The following is a 19,037-nucleotide window of genomic DNA, read 5'->3' as shown; positions in this document are numbered from 1 at the left end:
AAAGAAACTTTATTTAGTAGATCTTGTTTTTGTCTCTTTTTATATGCTCTTTTATGCTCTTTCTTCTGGCATTTTATACTCAATGAAAATCAAAAAGCAAACTAGGAAGCTAGCCGCAGGTTGCTCAAAGCACTGCTTTGAGGTTGTAGATAAGACTGACGAAGTCAGTTACATATATCTACGGTAAGGCGACCCTGACGTGGTTTGAAGAGATTTTCGAAGAGTATTAATAGAGTTTTTTTGACATAGACATTTGCTCTACTAGATAAAGTAGAGCTTTTTGTTATGCACTATCGACATTCTAGAAAGGGCAACAATATGATAAAAATCAATCACCTGACCATCACGCAAAACAAAGATCTACGAGATCTTGTATCTGACTTAAACATGACCATACAAAACGGAGAAAAGGTAGCTATTATTGGCGAAGAAGGAAATGGCAAATCGACCTTACTTAAAACTTTAATGGGGGAATATTTGTCTGATTTCACTATCAAGGGAGACATCCAGTCTGATTATCAATCACTAGCTTACATTCCTCAAAAACTCCCCGAGGAGCTGAAAAAACAATCTCTACACGACTACTTCTTTTTAGATTCTATTGATTTAGACTACAGTATCCTTTATCGCTTAGCTGAAGAGTTGCATTTTGATAGTGATCGTTTCGCAAGCGACCAAGAGATCGGGAGCCTCTCCGGTGGCGAAGCTTTGAAAATTCAGCTCATCCATGAGTTAGCCAAACCCTTTGAGATTTTATTTTTAGATGAACCTTCAAATGACCTAGACCTTGAGACGGTTGATTGGCTAAAAGGTCAAATTCGCAAGATTAGACAAACCGTTATTTTCATTTCCCATGATGAAGACTTTCTTTCTCATACGGCAGACACTATTGTCCACTTACGACTGGTCAAGCACCGTAGAGAAGCGGAAACACTAGTAGAGCATTTAGACTATGATCGCTATAGTGAGCAGAGAAAGGCTAATTTTGTCAGACAAAACCAGCAAGCTGCTAACGACCAAAGAGCCTACGATAAAACCATGGAAAAACATCGGCGAGTCAAGCAAAATGTAGAAACTACGCTTCGAGCTACCAAAGACAGTACTGCCGGTCGCCTATTGGCTAAAAAGATGAAAAATGTCCTCTCTCAAGAAAAACGCTTTGAAAAGACAGCTCAGTCCATGACCCAAAAGCCACTTGAAGAGGAAGAAATCAGACTTTTCTTCTCAGACATCCAACCATTACCGGCCTCTAAAGTCTTAATCCAACTGGAGAAAGAGATTTTGTCCATTGGTGAGCGAGTTTTGGCTCAAGGACTTCAACTAACTATCCGTGGCCAAGAAAAAATCGGTATCATCGGTCCAAATGGTGTTGGAAAATCGACTCTGCTAGCCAAGTTTCAACAACTGCTAAGTCAAAAAAGAGAGATTTCACTTGGTGTTATGCCACAAGATTACCACAAAAAACTACAATTGGATTTATCCCCAATCGTCTACCTCAGCAAAACTGGGGAAAAAGAGGAACTGCAGAAAATCCAATCTCACTTAGCAAGTCTCAATTTCAGTTATCCAGAAATGCAACATCAAATTCGCTCCTTATCTGGCGGGCAACAGGGAAAACTCCTGCTTTTGGATTTAGTCCTGCGCAAACCAAACTTTCTCCTTCTGGATGAACCCACACGAAACTTTTCACCCACTTCTCAACCCCAAATCAGAAAACTCTTTGCCACCTATCCAGGCGGTCTCATCACTGTTTCGCATGACCGTCGTTTCTTAAAAGATGTCTGTTCAATCATCTATCGCTTAACAGAACACGGTCTGGAGGTAGTTAATTTAGATGATTTATAAATTTGCAACATAGCAGATAGATGGTGCAAAAACACAATTTTAGGAGAAAACGAAGTAAATCTTCCGATAATAAAACGCATAATATCAAGTTTTTGCACACCTGATATTATGCGTTTTTAAGATTTTAAAGACTTTTTCCCAACATTCATTTTACATATGTTTTAAACGTTCAATCCGTTCTGAAATAGGTGGGTGGGTATAAAAGAGTTTTTGGAACCCTCCACCTTTCTTAGGATCATTGATATAAAGTGCACTGCTGGCATCATCGACAGGACGACTCATCGGTTTACTATTATCCAACTTACGTAGAGCATTAATCATCCCTTGAGGATTGCGCGTCAACTCAACACTAGAAGCATCAGCTAGGAATTCCCTCTGACGAGAAATAGCTAGTTGCACCAAGGTTGCAGCGAGAGGTGCCAGCACAATTGCAAGTAGGGAGACCACTAGCATAATGATTTCAAGACCATTTCCATCTCTATCATCGTCACTTCGTCTGCGACCTGCTCCGCCCCACCACATCATACGACCTGCCATACTAGAAAGCATGGTGATAGCACTAGCAAGGGCGACAGCAATAGTTGAAATGCGGATATCGTAGTTACGAATATGACTGACTTCATGTCCCATAACAGCTTCTAGTTCTTCACGATTCATGATAGCTAGGAGACCTGACGTCGCAGCAACCGCCGCATTTTGGGGGTTAGAACCTGTCGCAAAGGCATTTAAGGCTGGATCATCAATGATGAAAACACGTGGCATAGGAATCTGAGCCACCATAGCCATATCTTCTACTACATGGTAGAGGTCTGGTGCCGTTTGTTCATCCACCTCACGCGCTCCATTCATGGACATGACAATCTCTGTGGATTGAAAAATCATGGACAAGGCATAGATAAAGCCGATAATCAGCGCGATAACCAAGCCACCAAGCCCAGACCGCATAAAGAGGTAACCAACCGCATAGCCAACAAGAGCTAAGAGTAGGAAAAATACCAGCAACAAAATCCACGTTTTTCGTTTATTGCTTGCAATTTGATCAAACAACATCTTAGTCACCTAAACCGCTAAAATCAACCTTAGGAACTGCCTTTTCCTCTTCTGGTGTTTGAAGGAAATCTGCTGCTTTAAATCCAAACATTCCAGCAATAATATTGCTTGGGAAAGTTTCTAATTTTACATTGTAGTTGCTGACAACACTGTTGTAGAGTTGACGAGAGTAAGAAATTTTATTTTCTGTATTTGTCAACTCCTCTTGCAATTTAACAAAGTTTGCACTAGCTTTCAAATCTGGATAGCTTTCTGCAACTGCAAAAATACCTGAAACTTGACGAGTGAGGGCATCACTAGCTTTCATAGCTTCTGCTGGTGAAGTCGCTGCAGCAACTTGATTGCGAAGTTCTGCCACCTTTTCAAGGGTAGAACCTTCATATTTAGCATAACCTTTTACAGTCTCAATCAAGTTTGGCAAGAGATCATTTCGACGTTTCAACTGAACATCAATCTGACTCCAAGCCTCCTTTGTTTGCATACGATTCTTAACCAAACCGTTATAGCTAACAATCACAAAAATCACAATAAGAGCTAAAACTCCAAGAATAATCCAAGTCATTATATAAGTCCTTTCTACTTTTAGATTAGTACCAGTATATCAAATTTTTAATGATTATGGTAAAATAAGATGATACTAAAGAAGGAAATAACTATGAAACCAGAAACATTTTACAACTTGCTTGCCGAGCAAAATCTTCCACTTTCGGACCAGCAAAAAAAACAATTTGAACGCTATTTTGAACTCTTGGTCGAGTGGAATGAAAAGATTAACTTAACAGCCATTACGGACAAGGAAGAAGTTTACCTCAAACATTTTTACGATTCGATTGCACCCATTCTTCAAGGTTTGATTCCCAATGAAACTATCAAACTTCTGGATATTGGAGCCGGAGCAGGATTTCCTAGTCTACCAATGAAAATCCTCTATCCTCAGTTAAATGTGACTATCATTGATTCTCTCAATAAGCGTATCAACTTCCTCCAACTCTTGGCTCAAGAACTGGATTTGGAAGGTGTTTACTTCTACCATGGACGTGCGGAAGACTTTGCTCAAGACAAGAACTTCCGTGCTCAATATGATTTTGTAACAGCTCGTGCGGTTGCACGTATGCAGATCCTATCTGAATTAACTATTCCCTACCTTAAAGTTGGTGGAAAACTACTGGCACTCAAGGCAAGTAATGCGCCTGAGGAGTTGTTAGAAGCTAAGAATGCTCTCAACCTCCTCTTCAGTAAGGTCGAAGACAATCTCAGCTACACCCTACCAAATGGAGATCCGCGTTACATCACAGTGGTGGAAAAGAAAAAAGAAACGCCAAATAAATATCCACGTAAGGCTGGCATGCCCAATAAACGCCCACTTTAAATTTTTTAGTAAAAAATATTTACAAAGTCAGCCTCGCTCTTTTATTTTTAGGCTCGGGAAAAAATGATTTACAAAATCAACCTCGCTCTCTTATTTTCGGGCTCGGGAAAAAATGATTTACAAAATCATTTTTTTCTGCTATACTATCCTAAGCAAAGGTTTTTAATGTCATCCCGTGAGGTGACGAAGACGCAGAAATATTTAAAACTCTTTAAAGTCTAGATTTTAGAGAAGTCTTACTCTGAGGGCCTATTGCTGTAAAATAATGGGCTCTTTTTTGATGCCCAAAAGTGAGGTTTATATGAAACAAGAATCAACTGTTGATTTGTTACTAGACGTTGACCAACGTCCTTCAGCTGGAAAAGGAATTCTCCTTAGCTTCCAACACGTTTTCGCCATGTTTGGTGCGACCATCTTGGTACCATTGATTTTGGGAATGCCTGTATCTGTTGCCCTTTTTGCTTCAGGTGTGGGAACACTCATCTACATGATCGCAACTGGTTTTAGAGTTCCAGTTTATCTAGGATCATCATTCGCCTTTATCACAGCTATGTCCCTAGCTATGAAGGAACTAGGAGGGGATGTATCAGCTGCACAAACAGGGGTTATCCTTACAGGTTTTATCTATGTCCTTGTGGCTGCAAGTGTTCGTTTTGCGGGTACAAAATGGATTGATAAACTCTTGCCACCAATCATCATCGGACCTATGATTATCGTTATCGGTCTTGGACTTGCAGGTTCAGCTGTTACTAACGCTGGTCTTGTAGCGGATGGAAATTGGAAAAATGCTCTTGTAGCGGTTGTTACTTTCCTAATTGCTGCCTTTATCAATACAAAAGGAAAAGGCTTCCTACGAATCATTCCATTCCTCTTTGCCATTATCGGTGGTTACCTCTTCGCACTAACACTTGGCTTGGTTGACTTTACACCAGTCCTTAAAGCTAACTGGTTTGAAATTCCTGGTTTCTACTTGCCATTTAGTACTGGTGGTGCCTTTAAAGAATACAATCTTTACTTTGGTCCAGAAACTATCGCTATCTTGCCAATCGCTATCGTAACAATTTCTGAACATATCGGAGACCATACTGTTTTGGGTCAAATCTGTGGCCGTCAATTCTTGAAAGAACCAGGTCTTCACCGTACTCTTCTTGGTGACGGTATCGCAACTTCTGTTTCTGCCTTCCTTGGTGGACCAGCCAATACAACTTACGGAGAAAATACAGGAGTTATCGGTATGACTCGTATCGCTTCTGTCTCAGTTATCCGTAACGCTGCCCTTATCGCAATTGCCCTTAGCTTCCTTGGTAAATTCACTGCCTTGATTTCAACTATTCCAAATGCTGTACTTGGTGGTATGTCAATCCTTCTCTATGGGGTTATCGCCAGCAACGGTTTGAAAGTTTTGATCAAAGAACGTGTTGATTTCGCTCAAATGCGTAACCTGATCATCGCAAGTGCTATGTTGGTCCTTGGACTTGGAGGAGCTATCCTTAAACTTGGTCCAGTTACCCTTTCAGGTACTGCCCTATCAGCCATGACAGGAATCATCTTGAACTTGATCTTACCATACGAAAATAAAGACTAAACGTCTTGACACAAAAAGTCCGCTCAGACAACTGAGTGGACTTTTCTAATTCTTAAGTCCCCCAAGCAACCAATAGGTAGATCAGGCTAGAACCAAACATATCTGCTAAAGCATGCATGAGAAAGAATGGAAGGAGATTTTTAATTTTATATTTGTATAAGAAATAATAGAATAAGCCATAAACTACACCGATTACCAAAGCCCATACTAATCCTTGATAGGTGTGGAAGGAAATACGAATACTAGTAGAATAAATCAAAACCAACCACTTGTGTTTTTCCTTCACTGAAGTTAACAAACCTAGAAAGAAAAACTCTTCATAAAATCCATTAAGCAAGGCATAGGCAATCGCTATCGGGCTGAGAGCTAAGAACTTCCCTATTATTTGCGTAAAATCTATATAGGCAAAAAGGTCTGGATTAAAGTAATTATATTTACCAGTGAGAGTTGTAACCAAGTCTCCAAACAGTCCCACTAAAGCAAATATAAATGGAACCCAAAAGATAGTGGACCAATTCCAGCGAATAGGAAGCTGTTTAAAATCATAGTTTCGAATCAAAAGATAGAGTACGGTCACAGTCAATAATATAGCTTGCAGGGTAAAATTACTAGAATAAGCTGCATCTTCGCTTGCAGCCTGTCTAACTATCCCTACTGTACTTGATGCACCCGTTGGAAACGTATTTGCTAAAAATAGCTCGGTTGAACGAATTATAAACTGACCAAACATTATGATCGTAATAATCACAATGTCAAACCATCTTAAGTATTTTAAAGGTTTACATGGATGTATTTTTTTAAAAATATTCATATTTTCTCCAGGTATTCTATACTCATATAAATATTTTAAGAAAAAAGGCTTAAACTTTTATAAAATTTCATTAATTCATTTAGATTCAAAAGCTTTTATTAGTAAAAATAACCCCTCTTTGAGAGTGGTTATCATCTACTTTCATTTTTTTGTTTATTTTTCTAACAATAAATCTTTCAAAGAAATCAGAGTTACTGCAATTAATATCATTGCCATACCAAGAAAATCAATGGGATAAAACTGTTCATTCATAATTAGGAAGGCAAAGAAAACCGCCGAGATTGGCTCAATTGAAGCCAACAAACTTGACTTAACCGGTCCAATCAAACTGGCTCCCTTTAAGAAGGCTGTATAGGCAAAGACAGTCCCGATAAGAATAATGCCCGCAAAAGCGAGGAGAAAATCAAGACTAGTTGGGATAGCAGTCTGTAGAACTCCTGTAAAAGGAAGAGCGACCAAACCTGCTATGACCATTCCCACACCAATGACCAAGCTGCTCCCCCACTTCTTAATCAAGGCTATGGGTAAAATGATATAAAGTGCGTAAGTCAGAGCAGAAAAGAGGCCCCAGAACAGGCCTGCAGGTGTCATGGATAACTGGTCCAACTGCCCATGAGTTGCGATCAGGAAGGTCCCTCCAATGGCTAATATGATAGAAACAATCTCTCCAAGCGTCGGCGCCACCTTATCTTTGATACAACTATAAATCAAAATTCCGACAGGGCAAACATACTGAAGCACCGTCGCAGTACCTGCATTGGTTTCCTGAATAGCAGTTAGATAGGCAAATTGATTGAGGAAGAGGCCAATCAGAGCAAAAATGAGAAGAGACAGCAAACTTTTTCTATCCTTTAAAAAGGCCAGCATTCTATCCTTTGCAGTAGCATAAGCCAAGACTATGAGAATCCCACCGGCGATTAAAAGTCGTAAGTTAGTTAAAACCAGAGACGAAATTCCATGTGCCATCAGGTATTGGCCACTCGTTCCTGACAAGCCCCAAGCAATCCCAGACACAACTGTTAATAGAATCCCTTTTAAACTGTTTGACATGTCTCTCCTTACTCTTCTTTGCGAATCAAGTCCATCACTTGATTGCGGTCTATAATCCATTGAGCCCTCTCATCCTTTTCATAGGTACGATTCGATAGGAAAATAGCCGCTTCTTGCTTCTGGCGATTCCACATGATAAAGGTACCAGTATAGCCCGTATGGTCTAACCAATCTCCTTCCAAATTCCATGCCAAAGAACGTTCCTTGTCATCCAAAGGTGAAAAATTTTGACTCAAATCTCTTGCAAAATCATCTGCTAAATAATGCTCTAAAAAGATTTGTAAATCCTTTACAGTAGAAAATAAACCAGCACTACCTGCATGTCTGCCCAGAAGGCGAGCCTTGGGATCATGTACTATGCCTGCCTCTACACCTCTGACTGTTGGAACGGCAAGCTCAACAGGCCCAAACTGGGTATCCGCCATTCCCCAAGGTTTCCAGACTTGCTCCTGTAAAATCTCATCCAAATCCTTATCAAAGATTCTTTCCAAAATAAAACCCAACAGCAAAAAATGGACATCCGAATAAAGAAAGGCTGGCTGATTTCGTCTCTTGAGATGAAACATCGCTTCCTTTAATTCAGGTGCTGTTAAAAGATCACGATTGGGAATAAACGGATCAAGATCTGTTGCGTGATTCAAGAGCTGGCGAATAGTGATATCTGGATAATCACTCTCAGCTAAAAAATCTGTTACCGGTCTATCAATATCTAATTTGCCTTTTTCCCACAAGAAGGTAAAAACGGTACCAACTCCAACAACCTTGCTGACACTGGCTAGATCATAAACTAGTTCTGCCTCAGTCTGCAAGCCATGCTCTGGGTCACTCTGGCCTAAATAGAACTCCGTCCATTGATTGTCCTTAAAATACGCAAAAGAGGCTCCGGGATAAATCCCTGCCTCGATTTGTTCTTCTATTTTTTTAATAATCTTGGTCCACTTCATACTTCTTCAAACCACAATTCAACATTATTTCTATCTTTACCAAGGAAGAATTTTTCAGACTTAGGAATAAAATATTCGGTAGAATCAAACTTCTGGCGAAGACTTTCTATATCTAGTTCATTGACCAAGAACTTGAGCATAGATAAGTCCCAAGTAACCGTATTGTCCACAGTCAAATCTTGCCCCTGAGCTGGGATAAAATCAAGTGATGTCCCAATTTCAGATAATTCTAAAAAACTATCTACATCCGTTGGGAGGTGTAATTCCATAGAAATCTCAAATTTACTTAAAGAAATTGATTCCAAATCTGTTTGAAATTCAGGTTTTTCTCCTACTTCTACTAGACTTTCTCTATCATCTTCCGCATGAATCAAAACCAAATCATCTTCTGGAGAGTAAATTTCAAAAGCGTAGCCATTTTGACCTTTATATAATCGATGAATCGAATCTGTTTTAGATAAGAGTCCTTCAATTTCTAAGGGATTTTCTACCTTGATAATCAATCTAGCTAGTTTTTTTCTTCCCTCTACCTTACGAGTGCGCATACTTGGAGCTTCTTCTAAAACCAGCTTTTCTAAACCTGTTTGATCACCTAGTGACAGAAAGGCTGACTCTTCTAATAAGGCCTTCATGCCAAGGGTTTCTATATAAAATGTTTCATTTAATTTTCTATTATTAACTTTTAAAGTAGGAATAATCCGTACAATCTGATTTACATTCATAAATTCCTCCAACTCTTTTATTTTAAAGGATTTTAGAATTTTTTACAAGAAATTATGCTCAGATTTACCTTTTTTTCGTAAAATTTCATCTAAAAAACCGAGGATTTCCTCGGTTTCAATTTCTTATAGGTAAAGGAATTTGAAGATAGCTACTGCCGCAATTGCTGCTGCGATCGGTGCTACTACTGGTACCCAAGAGTACCACCATTTTGAATCACCTTTGTGCTCACCAAGAACTGATTTTGGAAGGAAAGCATGAAGGAGACGTGGCCCCAAGTCACGGGCTGGGTTCAAGGCAGGTCCTGTAGGTCCACCAAGTGATGTTACCAAAGCCATAACAAGGAATCCAAGTGCCAAGTGAGCAATTCCAAGACCTGAAGCTGTATGAGGTGCTGTTTGAGCTTTAATTGCTAAATCAGAGAAATCAACTGTTTGACCTGCTTGACTAGCCATTTGTTTCATGTATTGAAGAACCTCAGCACCAAAGAAGTTTTTAGTTAATCCAAGAGCTGCAAAGAACAGAACAAATGAACCGATAAACTCGTTTACAAAACCATTAACGGTTGCTGCGAAATGTGATTCTTTTGTACCATTATCCAAACTTGAAATGGTTGAGAAAGTACCCAAGATGTTGTTTGGATTTTCAGTTTTCAAGTAATATGGGCGGTGTGTTGCCACAACCAATGCTTGACCAAAGATAGCACCCAAAACTTGTGAGATGATATAAGGCGCTACTTGTGCCCAAGGGAAGAGACCGCTGATCGCAAGTCCAAGAGTGAAGGCTGGGTTGATGTGGTTACCTGATACATTACCAAACATCAAAGCTGGGATCATAACCCCCATACCATAACCAACAGCGATAACGATCCAGCCACTTTGGTGACCTTTCGTACCTTTAAGTTCAACGTTAGCAACTGCACCATTACCAAGAATGATCAAAATAGCAGTTCCCAAGAATTCAGTGGCATATTTAATAGCCCATGTAAAATCCATTTGATAGATTCTCCTTAAAATTTTTTAGACAATCCCTATTCTATCAATTTTTATATCTTTTAGCAACAGGTTTTCTAAAAGAATATATGAGAAAGCGGTTTTATTTCTTATAAAAAACAAAAGGACTAAGGGAGTAATTTTCCTTAATCCGAGAGTTCTTATTCTTTACGTTGCCCGAAATCAGCAATCATCTGCTCCATTTCTTGTCGACTCGGAGTTGTCAACATATAAAGGTAATCCCCTTGAAGTTCCGCAAAGGCCGCTGGCATGATTTTTTTAACCTTGAACTGCTGGCTATATTTAGCAAGCAAGTCCTCCTCAGAATAGACATAGTGAGCATTTGCACGACGTGATGTAGCCAAACAATACTGAGGTTCAAAGTCTGTTACTGGGAACTCTTCTCCTGCGACTATAGATGCATAGCCACAATAGAGGTCCAAGGAATGAGCAAAGTTATAAACATCAATTGTAAAACCACCTGCAGGACGGTTATTATACTCAATGGCAATGTAGTCGTCCCCTTCACGGAAGAACTCGATATGGAAGAAACGTTCTTTCATACCAAATTCTTTGACAATTGCCTCACCATATTTACGTAATTTTGGATCCATATCCTTAAGAACATAGTAGGAATTGTCCATCTTGTAAATCATGAGATCCAGCGGTGTATAGGCGTAGTCAAAAGTTGTTGAAAAGACAATCTTACCATCCTTGTCTACGAGCCCGTCAAAGGTACAGATTTCACTGGAAGTGACAAATTTCTCAAAGAAATAAACGGTCGAATGCTCCCATTCTTGCTTGAAGTGATTGATATCGTCTTCTGTTTCAAGCTTAAAGGTCGCGGCTGCTCCCACTCCATTGTCAGGTTTTGCAATCATTGGAAGGCCGATTTCATTCACAGCTTGATCCACATCTGCTTCAGTCTTGATAACAGCTCCAGGTACCACAGGGACACCTGCTTTTTTGAAAAGTTTCTTCATTTCAGACTTAAATTTCGTCTTTTTGAGATCCTCTGGTTTGGCACCAAAGACATTGAATTGTTCTCTGAGTGTTGCATCCAGCTCAAGCCAGTATTCGTTATGGGACTCGATGCGGTCAATTGGGCCATGTTTATAAAAGAGAAAAGCAACTGCACGTTTGACTTCATCTATGTTCTCAAGATTGTCCACACGGAAATATTCGGTTAGACTATTGCGTAAAGGCTCATCCAACTGCTCGTATGGTTCCTGACCAATTCCCAAGACCGTGATGCCTTTATTGGCTAGCTCAATTGTAAACTGTTGAAAATTTTGTGGATAGTAGGGAGAAATAACAAGGTAATTCATAGGTAACTCCTTTTATAAATAGAGATTTCCAAGGAAATAAGGCATTTGTCTGCGCCACCATTCCCAGTCGTGGGCGACATCGTGTCCCCATTCAGCAAACCAGGCTGGAATTGGTTTCTGGTCAAAGGCTTCTTTAAGCTTGTAGAAAGATGGTAGACCGTCTTGTTCCCAGGCACCAAGACCCGTACACAGCACAATCTCTGCCTGACGATAACGGTCAATAAACCAGTCGTCGTTCTGATTCCAGATATAATCTACTGGCGAGTTTTGATAAATGACATCATCATTGTAATAATCGCCGACAAAGAAACGTGCATCGTAAACACCACTAAGAGCAATCACTTTGGTAAAGACATCTGGATGCTGGAGAAAAAAGTTGACTGCATGGTAGGCGCCCATGGAGCAACCTGTCGTCATCATACCATCAAACCAACCTGTCTTATGCTTAATAAAAGGAATTGCCTCATCAATCACATAGCGCTCGTAGGCACGGTGCATCTCTGCTTGGTCGTGACCATTTTTCCAAGTGGCCAGCCAGCTCTCACTATCCACACTGGATAGGGTAAAGAACTGAACACGACCTTCTTCTATAAAGGAAGCACAGGCATCAATCATGCCAAAATCATAGTATTCATTGTGACTACCACCTGATGAAGCAAAAACCACAACTGGAATCCCAGCATGTCCATAACGGTTGAGGTACATTTCACGGTTGAGGTAACCACTCCAGTGGCTAAGGTTTTCGATATGCATTAGCTTTCTCCTTTCCTAACTTACCATTTCTCTGCAAAAAATCTCAGACAGTCTGGTAAATTTTCTGACCAAGGGATTTCACTATGGATGGCACCAGACTGAACTTTCAAGACAAGATTATCCAGATGAACTCCCCCAGCTATCAAATCATGGTAATAGCGAAGCGACGAGTCGATATAGGCTTGCTTGATATTACCAGCCATCAGGGTCTTGTCCGTATCATCTGCTTCTTCTGTTCCTACATAGATAAAGATGCGCTGTTCAGGAGACAGTTTCTTCCGATCGATATAACGGTTAAAGGCGTCTTGGTGAAGCCAGTTGGCAGATGAAAAGACCCCTAGACAACCAATTTGGTCTTGGTATTCTAGTCCGATAAACTGGGTAATATTGCCTCCTAGTGACGAGCCAATCATAGCCGTATGCTGGCGATCAGCTTTAGTACGGTAGGTCTCATCGATAAATGGCTTGACCACCTCCATAACAAACTCGGCATACTCCACGCCCTTACCGCCAAATTGCTGTCCTAGGATAGGAGATTCTTGGAACTTCCAAGCCGCATACTCATTCATCCGCCCCATACCATCATTATCAATAGCAACGACAATCATGCGACTGATATCAGGATTACGTTTAATAGCTGGAATAATCTTCCATGAGTGACCAATGAAAGACTCCTTGCTATAAAAAACATTTTGCCCGTCATGAAAGTAAACAACAGGATAAGAACGATCCGTGTCTTTCTCATAATCTTTAGGAAGAAGAACACGTACACGGCGCTCCTTACCAGCGTAAGGAACCTTGAGTTTGTGTTCTTTCATTTTTAAATAAAAGTAGGATTGATTCATTGTCAGAAAACTCTCTATATTCAAAATTTTATCTCATTATATCATAATTATAGAAAAAAAGTTAGTTTTGCTTCCATTTTTGGAATTAAAAACTAACTTTTTCATTTATTTTTCTAAATTCTTCTGGATTTTCTGAATTAGAGGAGATTGTCAATCAAGTCATCCACTTCATCTTTTTCAACTTGAGGTGTAATCTCAGTAATCATAATCCCTGCCACTGCTCGCTCAACTAAGCCCTTAACATCCATCCGTTTTTCATACTGCTCTGCATTTTTAATCTTAGGATTGGTCTTAGGACGGTCAGGTGCAAAAATCGTACAGCAGTCTTCAAAAGGCTGGATAGAAATATCAAAGGTATCAATTGCCTGAGCGATGTCAATGATTTCCAACTTATCCATAGTAACCACTGGACGAATGACTGGAGTGCTGGTCACAGCGTTGATAGTCTGCATGCTTTCCAAGGTCTGGCTAGCTACTTGGCCAAGACTTTCCCCATTAATGATAACTAAACCATTTCGTACCTCACGAATACGATCAGTAATTCGCATCATAAATCGACGCGTCAAGGTCATAAGGTAGGCTTCTGGCGCTTTAGCCTTGATTTCCTCTTGAATCTCTGTGAAAGGTACTTCGATAAACTGGATATTGCCACCAAACTTGGTCAATTTTCGAGTCAAATCGTGGGCTTTTTTAAGGGCACCAGGACTAGTATATGGTGGGCTGGCAAAGTGAACCGCCTCAATATCTACCCCTCGTTTAAGAGCTAGATAACCTGCCACGGGTGAATCAATACCTCCTGACAACATGAGCATGCCTTTACCAGAACTTCCCACAGGTAATCCTCCTGCTCCACGAAAAGTTTCATAGGAAATATAGGCAGCCTCTTCACGAATCTCAACTTGAAGATTAATATCTGGATTTTTCATCTGAGCTTTCACGTTTGGAATAGCCTTGAAAACAGCACTACCAAGAGTTTGATTGAGTTCACGACTATCAAGTTCAAAGGTGTGGTCGCTACGCTTACCAGTGATTTTAAAGGTCATCCCTTCCTTGTAAGTTTCTTTCATAATCTCTTGGACAGCAGATTTAAGAACTTCCACAGACTTTTCGACTTTATAAACGGGAGAGAAGTTTTGAATTCCAAATACTTGTTTGAGGGATTCTGCTACTGCGGTGTAATCAGCTCCATTGAGGTAAGCGTGGGCACGGTCGCGATCTGCTGTTACCTTAACTTGGGGATAGATAGACAAAACGTCTGAAATATTATTGCGAAGTTTATTAATGAAACGCATACGGTTTTTGCCCTTGGTTGACAATTCTCCGTAGCGAATCATAATTTCTGAATACTGCATAAATGCTCCTATCTTACTTTTCTAGTTTGATTGTAAATTAATTTTAACTTGGTTAAAAACTGCTCGACCTGACTCATATCATTTTCAAGGTCTAGGCTAAGACGCACAGCTGACTGGGCCTTATCTTTGTCCACTCCCATGGCAATCAAGGTCCCTGCAGGTTTCCCTGCCTTTGACGAACAAGCAGAGGTCGTTGAAATGAAAATATCATAGTCTTCAAAGGCGTGGACGATGACTTCACCACGAACACCCTTGATTCCAAAAGTTAGGATATGAGGGGCAAAATCTTCCTCATCAGAGAAGACAAAAATATCTGGATAGTCGAGAAGGGCTTGACGAATAACAGCTTTCATCTGCCCAGTCTTGCTAGTAAAGAAATCTAGTTTTTCCATAGACAAACGGAGAGCCTTGGCTGTCGCTGCAATTCCTGCCACATTTTCTGTTGTCGAACGATAATCACGCTCTTGACCACCACCTGTTAAAAGGGGCGTGATCTTCTTGCCAGACTTGATATAGACAAAACCAACACCTCGGACACCATGAAACTTATGACTAGAGAAGGTCGCAAAATCCACTCGTTCTGTCAGATACTTTTCAGTCGGAATTTTGGCAAGTGCCTGAACTGCATCAACGTGGAAGGAAATAGTTGGTTTGTCTGCTAACAGTTCTGAAATAGCCTCAATGGGCTGAACAGAGCCAATTTCGTTGTTAACTGCCATGATGGAAACGAGGGTCGTATCAGGTCTTATCAAATCTGCTAGCGCCTCAACATCCACAAATCCTTTCTCATCAACTGGAGCAAAATCCACTTCAAATCCTTGACTTTTCAACCAGAGAGCTGACTCTTTGACTGCTGGATGTTCAATGGCTGATACGATGATGTGCTTGCCAAACTGGGCTTTTTCAAAGGCCACACCCTTGATGACCCAGTTATCTCCTTCTGTCCCACCAGAAGTAAAGAAGATTTCATCACTTTTCTTACCGATTAAATCTGCAATCTGTTGACGGGAAGCATCTAAAATTCGTGTTGCCTGGTCTCCCAAACGATGAAGACTAGATGGATTTCCTAAAATTTTTGAAGCGACCTGCATATAAGTTTCAAGGGCTTCAGGATAAGGCTTGGTCGTCGCCGAATTATCAAAGTAAATCATGTTTTCTCACGCTTTCTAAAATCACTCCCTCTATTGTATCATGAAACGGAGCTTGCGACAAGAAAGGGCAATTCCTCTTTTTTTAAGATTTTTTTAAAGAAATGAGGTATAATAAACTTTAATTAAAGGAGAGAATGCATGTCTAATTATCGTAGAACTTCAAAACCAAAAACAGAACACATCAAAAAAGGCTTCACAGTCTTTCAAAAAACCATTGCTACTATCGGTAGTATCCTTGGCTTAATTACCGCAAGTATCACTATCATGAACGCCTTGGATAATAACAAAAATACTAAAAAAGAACCTACGACAAGCCAGACGACAACAATTGTCAAAGAAATTCAAAAGGAATCCCCTAAGGAAAACACTAGTCCCAATAAGGAAAATAATACTAGTCAAGAAAAAACACAACAAGAAGAAACGCCAAAATCCAGCGTCAAAGAAGAGAAAAAAGAAGAGCAGAAAACAGCAACTCAGGACTCTTCTACTCCTGCTCCAAATAAACCTGCCACTGAAACTGAAAAGCAGTCCAATAATACTCCAACTTCAGAAAATAAAAGTAATCAATAGCCAGTAAAATAGCTTCCCTCCAAACTTGGAAAGAAGCTATTTTTTTATTGTTGTAACACTTTTCGAGGTTTGGTACCCTCAGCTGGACCGATGACACCTGCCATCTCCAGTTCTTCCATGAGACGGGTCGCACGGTTAAAACCAACTGACAAACGACGCTGAATCATGGATGCACTGGCTTTCTGGGTTTCGATCACCAAAGCCTTGGCTTCTTCAAAAAGCGGATCTCCACCAGATTCACCATCTGAAAATTCACCGTCATTTTCAGAAACCTCACCTGGATCAAAACTCTCATCGTAATCTGCATCCGCCTGAGCCTTGATAAAGTTTACGATGCGTTCAACATCATCATCCGAGATAAAGGAGCCTTGGAGACGAACTGGATGATTTTCATCAATTGGTTTAAAGAGCATGTCTCCTCGACCAAGCAGTTTTTCTGCTCCATTTTCATCCAAGATAGTACGGGAGTCTGTCCCTGATGAAACCGCAAATGCCACACGTGACGGAACATTGGCCTTAATCAGACCAGAGATGACATCAACGGATGGACGCTGGGTTGCAAGAATCATGTGGATACCAGCAGCACGCGCCTTCTGCCCTAGACGAATGATAGCATCTTCCACTTCCTTGCTGGCCACCATCATAAGGTCAGCCAACTCATCCACAATCACAACAATGAGTGGTAGCGGAACCTGCTTGTACTCAGACTGGGCATTGAACTCTTCTACCTTGGCATTAAAACCTGCAATATTCCGAACTCCCACCTTGGCAAAGAGTTCATAACGATTTTCCATTTCATCCACGACCTTTTGCAAAGCCTTGCTAGCCTTACGTGGATTGGTCACAACTGGAATCAAGAGGTGGGGAATATCATTGTAAACAGACAACTCAACCATCTTGGGATCGACCATCATAAATTTAACTTGGTCAGGTCTCGCCTTCATGAGGATGCTAGCGATAATGCCATTAACAGCTACTGACTTCCCTGACCCTGTTGAACCTGCGACTAGCAAGTGGGGCATTTTAGAAAGGTCAAAAGCTCTTGCGGTTCCATTAACAGCCTTCCCTAAAGGAATTTCCAAGAGATTTTCTGCTTTCGTTTGAGATTGTTCCCATAGTTCGCGGAAAGAAACTGTCGCAATCTCAGAGTTAGGTACTTCAATTCCCACTAAAGATTTCCCTGGGATAGGTGCTTCGATTCGGACATCCTTAGCCGCCAAGGCTAGAGCGAGGTCATCTGCGAGATTGGAAATGCGGTTAACCCTTACACCAACGGCCGGCTTGACTTCATACTTGGTCACTGATGGTCCAATTTCAGCCCGTTCAACTGTTACCTTGATACCAAAACTAGCAAAAGTTTCTTCTAGGATTTTGATGTTTTCACGAACGATTTTCTTCTCTTTAGACTGGTCTTTAGGTTTATCAGGGGCAAAGAGTTGTAAGCTTGGAAGTTTGTATTCAAGAGCCTCCTTGGCTGAAAAATCGACCTGTACGTCTTCATCATCAGAGCCATCTTCCTGTTCAGGGAATTCAAGTTCAGGTTGAGGAAGGATGATTTCTGGTTCTACCCACTCTTCATCTGGAAAAGGTGGAACGTCAAGTACAACATCTTCTGTCAAAATTTCACCTGTTTCCATATCAACAGGAGGCAAATCGAGCAAGGCTTTCTCAGCTGCTTCTTTTTCTAATCTAGCTTCTTCCTCAGCTTTTTGACGAGCTTTTTCTTCTTGTTTGACAAAGCGTTCCTCTTTTCGACGCTCATGCCCTTCCCGCCATTTGGCAAAGCCTCTACTGAAGAATTCAGCAATATCGTAAACAGACCAAGGACTGACTAGGAGGGCTCCAGCTAAAATCAAGATAGAACCAATAAAGTAAGTGCCGACATTTGAAAAGAGAAAGGCAATTGGCATATAAAGAGCGACCCCAATCAAGCCCCCCCCAGCAAAACTGGTCGTTCGAAAACCAGTCAAATCCGTCACAACCTGAGCCATGGTCCCTTTTAATACCGACTTGTCCAAATCATATTTCCAAACCAAGTAGGCCTCAAAAATCAGGAGCAAGCCTGCAAATATGGTGAAAAAGCCAGATAAGAGCCCTTCCTGTTTTCGTATCCACTTGAAAAAGAAGAGGTAGAGCAGGATACCAAATATTGCCAGATAAGCTAGGCTACCCACCAGCAAGCGTATTAAATTGTAAAGGGTGATACCTGCAGCCCCTAATTTGAAGGCTGCGAAAATCAATAAAAACGCGATTCCCAACGAAATCAACATCCGTTGAATCGCTTCTTTTCTTTCGAGTTCTGCTTTTGACGGTCTTCGTCTTGTTTTACTTGTATTCTTGTTTGCCATTCTTCTATTATACCATATTTCACAGGCATTTCGGAAAAGGTCAATATTCTCCTTGGATAGTTCAGTATTAAGAGATTCAAATAAAATTTTCTTATCCATAGTTTCCCTCTCTAAGCAATTTCAGAACATCTTTTTAATAGCCTTTATGATTCAACTGACTGTTCATCAAAAAAAGAAGATATGCAAAATTTTGAAATTTTGATATAATAGAACTATCAAAAAGTAAAGGAATGATTGGTATGAACGCAATCACAGCTCACAGCTCACAGCTCACAGCTCACAGCTCACAGCTCACAGCTCACAGCTCACGCTGATTATGTAATC

17 protein-coding genes are annotated in these 19,037 nt (G+C 40.6%); 4 read left to right on the top strand and 13 right to left on the bottom strand.

Annotated features, from left to right (window positions below; all coding sequences use genetic code 11):
• Nucleotides 1–285 precede the first annotated feature (285 nt).
• Complete coding sequence (locus CBI42_RS08050) at nt 286–1,845, top strand: ATP-binding cassette domain-containing protein (RefSeq protein ID WP_094753712.1); 1,560 nt, start codon at nt 286–288, stop codon at nt 1,843–1,845.
• Nucleotides 1,846–1,995: 150 nt separating this feature from the next.
• Here CBI42_RS08050 and htpX read toward each other — a convergent pair whose 3' ends face one another.
• The gene (gene htpX / locus CBI42_RS08045) at nt 1,996–2,895 is read right to left on the bottom strand and encodes a zinc metalloprotease HtpX (protein WP_033687100.1); all 900 of its coding nucleotides are present in this window, start codon (nt 2,893–2,895) and stop codon (nt 1,996–1,998) included.
• A gap of 1 nt (nt 2,896) precedes the next feature.
• The gene (locus CBI42_RS08040) at nt 2,897–3,457 is read right to left on the bottom strand and encodes a LemA family protein (protein ID WP_000219833.1); all 561 of its coding nucleotides are present in this window, start codon (nt 3,455–3,457) and stop codon (nt 2,897–2,899) included.
• 93 nt (nt 3,458–3,550) lie between these two features.
• Here CBI42_RS08040 and rsmG point away from each other — a divergent pair, with 93 nt between their 5' ends.
• Nucleotides 3,551–4,264 carry a 16S rRNA (guanine(527)-N(7))-methyltransferase RsmG gene (rsmG, locus tag CBI42_RS08035; RefSeq protein WP_049491497.1) on the top strand — a complete coding sequence of 238 codons (714 nt, stop codon included), beginning with the start codon at nt 3,551–3,553 and terminating at the stop codon, nt 4,262–4,264.
• Nucleotides 4,265–4,565: 301 nt separating this feature from the next.
• Nucleotides 4,566–5,849, top strand: a complete 1,284-nt coding sequence (locus CBI42_RS08030; protein ID WP_179211383.1) for a uracil-xanthine permease family protein — start codon at nt 4,566–4,568, stop codon at nt 5,847–5,849.
• 52 nt (nt 5,850–5,901) lie between these two features.
• Here CBI42_RS08030 and CBI42_RS08025 read toward each other — a convergent pair whose 3' ends face one another.
• From CBI42_RS08025 to CBI42_RS07980, 10 genes are all read right to left on the bottom strand, one after another.
• Nucleotides 5,902–6,660: a CPBP family intramembrane glutamic endopeptidase gene (locus CBI42_RS08025; protein WP_094753710.1), complete on the bottom strand. Its 759-nt coding sequence runs from the start codon at nt 6,658–6,660 to the stop codon at nt 5,902–5,904.
• 153 nt (nt 6,661–6,813) lie between these two features.
• Nucleotides 6,814–7,710, bottom strand: a complete 897-nt coding sequence (locus CBI42_RS08020; protein WP_094753709.1) for a DMT family transporter — start codon at nt 7,708–7,710, stop codon at nt 6,814–6,816.
• An 8-nt stretch (nt 7,711–7,718) separates the two neighbouring features.
• Complete coding sequence (locus CBI42_RS08015) at nt 7,719–8,654, bottom strand: serine hydrolase domain-containing protein (RefSeq protein WP_094753708.1); 936 nt, start codon at nt 8,652–8,654, stop codon at nt 7,719–7,721.
• Nucleotides 8,651–9,376, bottom strand: coding sequence for a CppA N-terminal domain-containing protein (locus CBI42_RS08010; protein ID WP_094753707.1), 726 nt, complete (start codon nt 9,374–9,376; stop codon nt 8,651–8,653). The genes CBI42_RS08015 and CBI42_RS08010 overlap by 4 nt, the downstream gene beginning before the upstream one ends.
• Before the next feature lie 123 nt (nt 9,377–9,499).
• Nucleotides 9,500–10,369 (bottom strand): aquaglyceroporin Gla, encoded by an 870-nt coding sequence (gla, locus tag CBI42_RS08005; protein ID WP_094753706.1) that lies wholly within the window; start codon nt 10,367–10,369, stop codon nt 9,500–9,502.
• Between the two features lie 158 nt (nt 10,370–10,527).
• Nucleotides 10,528–11,694, bottom strand: a complete 1,167-nt coding sequence (locus tag CBI42_RS08000) for an ATP-grasp domain-containing protein (protein ID WP_094753705.1) — start codon at nt 11,692–11,694, stop codon at nt 10,528–10,530.
• Between the two features lie 12 nt (nt 11,695–11,706).
• Nucleotides 11,707–12,447 carry an esterase family protein gene (locus CBI42_RS07995; RefSeq protein WP_094753704.1) on the bottom strand — a complete coding sequence of 247 codons (741 nt, stop codon included), beginning with the start codon at nt 12,445–12,447 and terminating at the stop codon, nt 11,707–11,709.
• A gap of 20 nt (nt 12,448–12,467) precedes the next feature.
• Nucleotides 12,468–13,292 (bottom strand): alpha/beta hydrolase, encoded by an 825-nt coding sequence (locus CBI42_RS07990; protein ID WP_094753703.1) that lies wholly within the window; start codon nt 13,290–13,292, stop codon nt 12,468–12,470.
• Between the two features lie 137 nt (nt 13,293–13,429).
• Nucleotides 13,430–14,644: a tRNA uracil 4-sulfurtransferase ThiI gene (thiI, locus tag CBI42_RS07985; protein WP_094753702.1), complete on the bottom strand. Its 1,215-nt coding sequence runs from the start codon at nt 14,642–14,644 to the stop codon at nt 13,430–13,432.
• 8 nt (nt 14,645–14,652) lie between these two features.
• On the bottom strand, nt 14,653–15,795 hold the full coding sequence (locus CBI42_RS07980; RefSeq protein ID WP_094753701.1) for a cysteine desulfurase family protein: 1,143 nt from the start codon (nt 15,793–15,795) through the stop codon (nt 14,653–14,655).
• A 138-nt stretch (nt 15,796–15,933) separates the two neighbouring features.
• Between CBI42_RS07980 and CBI42_RS07975 the strand changes: the two genes are divergently transcribed.
• Nucleotides 15,934–16,365 carry a DUF6556 family protein gene (locus CBI42_RS07975; RefSeq protein ID WP_094753700.1) on the top strand — a complete coding sequence of 144 codons (432 nt, stop codon included), beginning with the start codon at nt 15,934–15,936 and terminating at the stop codon, nt 16,363–16,365.
• Between the two features lie 44 nt (nt 16,366–16,409).
• Here CBI42_RS07975 and CBI42_RS07970 read toward each other — a convergent pair whose 3' ends face one another.
• Entirely contained in the window at nt 16,410–18,713 is a 2,304-nt protein-coding gene (locus CBI42_RS07970) for a DNA translocase FtsK (protein WP_094753733.1), read from the bottom strand.
• Nucleotides 18,714–19,037: the final 324 nt, after the last annotated feature.

The sequence above is a fragment of the Streptococcus sp. KR genome, assembly GCF_002238115.1.
In the GTDB taxonomy this organism is placed as follows: Bacteria; Bacillota; Bacilli; order Lactobacillales; family Streptococcaceae; genus Streptococcus.
This window is presented reverse-complemented; position numbering and strand designations above follow the sequence as displayed.